Here is a 6299-nt window from a genome sequence, read left to right as displayed (position 1 = left end):
AGCTGACGGGACGAGCCCATGGGCTATGGTGATGTTCCACTTCTGCTGATCGCGGTGGTTGCCGCGCTGTTCGCGGCGGGTATCGGGTGTGTCGACGCGGCGCTGACCCGCGTGTCCCGAGTGTCGGTCGAGGAGTTCCTGCGAGCCGGCCGGCCAAGGGCCACCCGGCTGGCCACGATCGTCGCAGACCCCGGTCGCTACCTGGCGCTGCTGCTGTTGCTGCGGATTGTCGGTGAGATGATCGCGACAGCCTGCGTGACTGTCATCGCCGTGCACACCTACGGTGCCGGATTCGCCTCGGTCGCGCTCGGGGCACTGGCCGGCACTCTGTTCGCGTACGTCCTGGTCGGCGTGATGTTCCGAACGTTGGGCCGGCAGCACGCAGCGGTGGTGGCGCTCGCGACCGCGGGGCTCACCACCTGGCTCGGCGCGCTGTTCGGTCCACTGCCCCGACTGCTGATCGCGTTTGGCAACGCGGTCACTCCCGGGCGAGGCTACCGGGACGGTCCGTTCGCCACCGAAGCGGAACTGCGTGACCTGGTTGATCTCGCGCAGGAGCGCGACGTCATAGAACGTGGTGAGCGTGACATGATCGCATCCGTGTTCGAGTTTGGGGACACCCTGGTACGCGAGGTCATGGTCCCCCGTCCTGACATGGTCCACATCGGGTCGGCGAAAACCGTCAGACAGGCCATCTCGCTGGCATTGCGCAGCGGTTTCTCGCGCATTCCGGTCACCGGGGAGACGGTGGACGACGTCGTCGGGATCGCCTTCCTCAAGGACATGGTAGGCCGGGAGCGCGAAGGCTGGGACGCCCGGCCTGTTTCGGATGTGATGCGTCCGCCCGCACTGGTGCCCGAGAGCAAGCACGCTGACGCCCTGCTACGGGAGATGCAGGCGTCTCGGACCCACATGGCGATCGTCATCGACGAGTACGGCGGCACCGCGGGGTTGGTGACCATCGAGGACATCCTCGAAGAGATCGTCGGAGAGATCACCGACGAGTACGACATCGAGACCGCGCCGGTGGAGTGGATCGATGACGACGTGGCCAGGGTGACCGCCCGGCTGGCGGTGGACGATCTGCGCGAGCTGTTCGCAACGGATGAGCTGCCGGGATCCGGTGATGTCGAGACGGTCGGCGGGCTGCTGGCGAGTGCGCTGGGACACGTGCCGATACCGGGAGCGACCGCAACCGTCGGCGTGCTGACGCTCACCGCCGAGAGCGCGGCCGGCCGGCGCAACCAGATCGGTACGGTGGTGGTCCGGCGGTCGGCGCGCCCTGGCGAGGACGGCGCAGGCGGGTCCGCGAACGAGATCGCCCGCGCCGGCGGCGAGAGCAGAGACGGGGACGCGAAACATGGTGACGGTGGCCGCGACGGCGATGCCCTCGGCCCGGTCGTACGCCGTACCGCGTTCGGGACGCGTACATGAGTGAGACGGACGAGACAGGGGTGGGCGTGTCGGAGCAGGAGCCGAACAGGCTGGGCTCGAACGGTCGGAACGCCGGTGGACCGCGGTCGGCCGCGGACGTCACGCCGATTGCCCTCGGCGCGCTGCAACCGGAGGACGCCAAGCTCGTGACCCTGGCCCGGTCGGCACGGCTGCGCGCCTACGTGCCCCGCGGCGGAACCGCCTCGGCCCAGGGCGCGGCCGTCCGTGACACCGACGGCCGGACATACGCGGCAGCGACCGTGGAGAACGCCGACGCTCGGCTGACGGTGTCGGCGCTTGCGGCGGCGGTGGTCGCGGCGGCGTCCAGCGGAGCGCGCCGCTTCGAGGCCGCGGCGATCGTGTCGCAGGGCGCGCCGGTCCCGGATCTTCCCGACGCCGGGGACCCTCCGGCCGCTCCGGCCGCTCCCGCCGTGCCTTCTGTACCTTCCGTACCAGCTGCCGAGGACCTGCTCGTGCTGGGCGAGTTCGGCGCCGGCGTTCCGGTGTTCCTCGCCGGCCCGGACGGTGTGGTCCGCGGCCGGGTGAGAACCTAGTGGTTGCCGCCATGGAGACCGAACCGCGGTTCCGGTCGGGGTTTGCGTGCTTTGTCGGACGTCCCAACGCGGGCAAGTCCACGCTGACCAACGCACTCGTCGGCGCGAAGGTCGCGATCACCTCCGGGCGGCCGCAGACGACCCGGCACGCCATCCGGGGCATCGTGCACCGCGACGACGCCCAGCTGGTACTGGTCGACACCCCCGGGCTGCACCGTCCCCGCACGCTGCTCGGACAGCGGCTCAACGACGTGGTGCGCTCCACCCTGTCGGAGGTGGACGTGGTCGGCTTCTGCGTCCCGGCGAACGAGCCGGTGGGTCGCGGCGACCGGTTCATCGCCGACGAGCTCGCCCGCCTGCCCAAGCGGACGCCGGTGATCGCGATCGTCACCAAGACCGATCTGGTGTCCGACCGGGACGCGCTGGGGGCACAGCTGCTCGCGGTCTCCTCGCTCGCGGATTTCGCCGCGGTGATACCGGTCAGCGCCGTGTCGTCGTTCCAGGTAGGCGTGCTAGCTGATCTGCTGGTGGAACGGTTGCCGGCTGGTCCGCCGCTGTATCCGGACGGCGATCTGACCGACGAACCCGAGCAGGTGATGGTCGCCGAACTGGTGCGTGAGGCCGCGTTGGAGGGCGTGCGCGACGAGCTGCCGCACTCCCTGGCCGTCGTCGTGGAAGAGATGATCCCGCGCGAGGACCGACCCGCCGACCGCCCGCTGCTCGACGTCCATGTGAACGTCTACGTCGAGCGCCAGAGCCAGAAGGCGATCGTCATCGGTGCCAAGGGCGCGCGGCTCAAGGACGTCGGGACGCGGGCGCGCACCCAGATCGAGGCGCTGCTGGGGACGCCGGTCTTCCTGGACCTGCACGTCAAGGTCGCCAAAGACTGGCAGCGCGACCCCCGCCAGCTCCGCAAACTCGGTTTCTGAGTGCCAGTGCCCGGAGCGGCCCCAACCCCAACGATGTGATTCTGGTGTTGCTGGAGTAGCAGCAGAATCACATCCTTCGCTTGGCCCTGGGACCGCCGGCCCTGGGACCGCGGGTTCTGGGACCGCCGGCCCTGGAACCGTGAGCGTTGGGCACGTCGGTGTCCGGGATGTGGGTGGGTGCGCCGAACAGCCAGACGAGGGTGACGGCCGCCAGCGTCTCCGCGGTGAGCAGGGCGACGAGGACGACGAGCTGGAACCGGGCCGCGTCGGTGGGGCTCGCGCCGCCGAGCAGGGCGCCGACGAAGGCGCCCGGCAGCGTGACCAGCCCGACTGTGCGGGTCTGGTCGACGGCGGGCAGCAGGGCTTCCTGGATGGCGGTGCGGGCGAGGTCCGCGACCGCCTGGCGTGGGGTGGCGCCGAGCGCGAGCCAGGCCTCGACCTCGTCGCGGCGGCGCACCATCGCCTCGAACAATCGCCGACCCGCCAGGGTGCAGGCGGTCATGGTGCCGCCGATCACGATGCCGCCGGCCGCGACCAGATAGCGCGCGGACCGGTCGAGCAGCGGGACGCCGAAGATGATCCCGAGCGTGACGGCCGCGCCGGCCGTGCTGGCGGCAAGCACGGACCGTCGGGCGTCGGGGAAGCCGGTGAGCCGGCCCGCCGCGGTCAGGGTCGCTACGGTGAGCATCACGACGAGGACTGCGACCGTTGTCGCGGGTGCGGCGAGCACCCCGCGCAACGCCAGGCCGACGAGGGTGAGCTGGGCGCCGGCCCGAACCGCGGCGACGATCACCGCCCGGCGTAACCGTACGCCGGCGACGGTGAGGCAGCCGACGGCTACAGCAAGCAGAGCACCCAGGCCCACGGCCATCGCAATGACGTTGCCCACCGGCTCACTGTGCGGCCTGTCTACCTGCCCGCACACACGCGGGGAGGTAGACAGGCCGGCAGACAGGCAGATGGCGGATAGTGACGGCCATGGCTGGCGTGCGGCGGGTGGTCCCGCTGACCCTGGGTTGGGTCGAGGTGCCGTATTCGATGTCGGTGCACGGCGCTGCGGACGACATCCGGCTACGTCAGCCCGTCCCGGCGTTGCTGGTGGAGGTCGACGGGGGCTGGTTGCTGATCGACACCGGGCTCAACCCGGCATTCGTGCGGGACGCGGCCCTGTGCCGCCGCTTCCACCGCGACACCGGCGTGGAGGTGTGGCTCCCGCCCGGCGCTGGCGACCCGCTGGAGGGTGCGCTGGAACGGGTCGGGCTCACCCTCGACCAGATCGACGTGGTTGCCGTCTCCCACCTGCACAGCGACCACGCCGGCGGGCTGCGCCACTTCGCCCGGCGCGGTACACCCGTCCACATTCAGGGCCGCGAGCTTGACCACGGGCTCGGTACCCACCCGGCGCAGCTGGAGGCCGACGGCATCATCCGGGTCGACTTCGATCACCCGGCGATCACCTGGCAGGTGGCCGACGGCGACACCGAGATCGCCCCGGGGGTGACCGCGGTCCGCACTGCCGGGCACACCCCAGGTCACCAGAGCTTTATCGTCGAGATGGATCCCACGGTGGGCGGCGGCGGGTATGTCTTCGCGTTCGACGCCGCGGACCTGCAGGAGAACATCGATTTCGAGCGGGCCGTCGGTGGGTCGATCGGCGTTCCGCCGGAGGCGACGATCGAGCCGATCCGGCGGCTGAAGGCGATCGCGTCCGCCCGTGGCCTGCGTCTGCTCCCCGGCCACGATCCGGTCGCGTGGCCGGCGCTCACCGCCGAGCTGGCGGATCCGACCGCGGATCGGGGCCCGGGCCCCGATCCGCGGTCGGGTCAGCGGTCGGATCCGCGACTGCCGCAAGCAGGGCCTCCCGGTTCGCCAGGATGAAGTCCTTGAGCGCGCCCGGCTGCAGTGCGAAACGGGTCAGGGCCTCGCCGTGCAGGTCGATCCGTTCGACGTCGTAGCGTCCCTTCGTCGGGTTGGTGAACTCGTCGCCCGTCCTGGCGGCAAGATCGATCGAAGTGAGCCGGCAGACGAAGAAGTGCTGGACGGTGATGCCCGGCCCACCGCCACCGCCACCTTCACCTCCGCTGCCTCCGCTGCCTCCGCCGTATTTTGTCGTGCTCGTTTTTGTCGTGCTCGTGAGGAACACCTGCTGGACCCGGTCGACGGCGGCGCCCAGCTCCTCGGCGAGCTCCCGGTGCAGGGCTGCCTCCACCGAGGCGTCCTGCTGATCGACCCCGCCGCCCACAGTGGCCCAGTAGGGCTGCTGGCCCGGCAGGGTCCGGCGGAAAACGACCAGCCGTCCGCGGGAATCGATCAGAATCGCTCTGGCTGCCCGTCGCACCACTCGCACCGGTCCATCATGGTCCGGCGCCGGGTTCGGCGTCTGGTGAGAGTCCACCTGCGCCGTCGACGTCGACATTCCTATGGTCCCTGGTTGATCCGGGCCGCGCCCACCGCGAGGAGATACCTGCCGCCGAGGTTCGTCCAGCCCCCGTCCAGCGGGGCGGATGCGCCCATGTGTCGGTTGTAGAGGGCGTGGTCGGTGCCGGCGACGAACACGTCCACGGTCCCGTCCCCGGCCGCAGCGAAGGCGGGCAGTCCGACGATCATCCCACCGGCGTCGACGAACCGGATGAACGGCGCGGCGGCGTAGGCGAGCGCTCCCGACGCCAGCCGGCAGCCGACGAACGCCGGCCCGTATGCGGTTCCGGTTCCGGTTCCGGTTCCGTTCGGGCCAGGCCGGGCATCCTGGCCACCGGAGGGACCGTAGCCACCGGAGGGACCGTCGGCGTAGGGACTGTTACCGCCGGCACCCGGCCCCCCGTCGCAGCGGACGCCGAGCACCGTCCAGGCCGAGGCGGCCGTCCGCCGGTAGAGGTTGGCGGCGGGTGCGACGTTGCTGGTGGTGCGGGTGACGTTGCTGGTGGCGCGGGTTGTGAACCAGGTGACGACGCCGTCCACGACGGCCACCGCTGGAGCGGCGTCGGTCTGCCCGCCGTAGTTCGCCCACCAGGTGACCCGGGCCGGCCGGCCGGAGGCGTCGACGGGCACGGCGCTGACGTACAGCGCGCGGTCGCTGCCGCGGCAGCCGACGTGCAGGGTTGATCCGACGACGATCGCGGCCTGCCCGTAACACTGTGTTCCGGGAGGGCCGAACGGCGACCACGCGCGGTCGGTCTCGTCCCGCATCCAGAGGTTCCCGTCGGTGCCACCCACGATGTAGGTGACCCTGCCGGCAGTCTGGATCACCGTCGGGACGGATGTGGCCCGACCGCCCAGCGACGCGGGGGCGACCTGGCCGGATCGCTTCGCCCACACGGCGTGGTCCGTGCCGATGCCGACGGCGATCGTGTACTCGTCCTGGCCCGGGGGTCGGCCGGCGGGC

The 6299-nt window shown here is 71.1% G+C and carries 6 protein-coding genes and 1 pseudogene; 4 read left to right on the top strand and 3 right to left on the bottom strand.

Going from position 1 to position 6299, the window contains the following annotated elements:
- The first annotated feature begins 18 nt into the window (after nucleotides 1–18).
- From U9980_RS04320 to era, 3 genes are read left to right on the top strand one after another with little or no spacing between them, the layout of a single operon-like run.
- Entirely contained in the window at nucleotides 19–1434 is a 1416-nt protein-coding gene (locus U9980_RS04320; RefSeq protein WP_322766782.1) for a hemolysin family protein, read from the top strand.
- A complete protein-coding gene (locus U9980_RS04315) occupies nucleotides 1431–1988 on the top strand; it encodes a cytidine deaminase (RefSeq protein ID WP_322766781.1) in 558 nt (185 codons plus the stop codon). The genes U9980_RS04320 and U9980_RS04315 overlap by 4 nt, the downstream gene beginning before the upstream one ends.
- A gap of 11 nt (nucleotides 1989–1999) precedes the next feature.
- A complete protein-coding gene (era, locus tag U9980_RS04310; protein ID WP_322766780.1) occupies nucleotides 2000–2917 on the top strand; it encodes a GTPase Era in 918 nt (305 codons plus the stop codon).
- 67 nt (nucleotides 2918–2984) lie between these two features.
- Here the strand turns inward: era and U9980_RS04305 are convergent, their stop codons facing one another.
- Nucleotides 2985–3806, bottom strand: coding sequence for an ABC transporter permease (locus U9980_RS04305; protein ID WP_322766779.1), 822 nt, complete (start codon nucleotides 3804–3806; stop codon nucleotides 2985–2987).
- A gap of 89 nt (nucleotides 3807–3895) precedes the next feature.
- Here U9980_RS04305 and U9980_RS04300 point away from each other — a divergent pair, with 89 nt between their 5' ends.
- Nucleotides 3896–4795 (top strand): N-acyl homoserine lactonase family protein, encoded by a 900-nt coding sequence (locus U9980_RS04300; protein WP_322766778.1) that lies wholly within the window; start codon nucleotides 3896–3898, stop codon nucleotides 4793–4795.
- Here the strand turns inward: U9980_RS04300 and U9980_RS04295 are convergent.
- The gene (locus U9980_RS04295; protein ID WP_322766777.1) at nucleotides 4680–5258 is read right to left on the bottom strand and encodes an NUDIX hydrolase; all 579 of its coding nucleotides are present in this window, start codon (nucleotides 5256–5258) and stop codon (nucleotides 4680–4682) included. The two genes, U9980_RS04300 and U9980_RS04295, sit on opposite strands and share 116 nt — an antisense overlap.
- Before the next feature lie 77 nt (nucleotides 5259–5335).
- A pseudogene (locus U9980_RS04290) lies at nucleotides 5336–6299 on the bottom strand (hypothetical protein); the annotation flags it as partial.

The organism is Protofrankia sp. Cr1, assembly GCF_963555865.1.
Lineage (GTDB): Bacteria > Actinomycetota > Actinomycetes > Frankiales > Frankiaceae > Protofrankia.
This window is presented reverse-complemented; position numbering and strand designations above follow the sequence as displayed.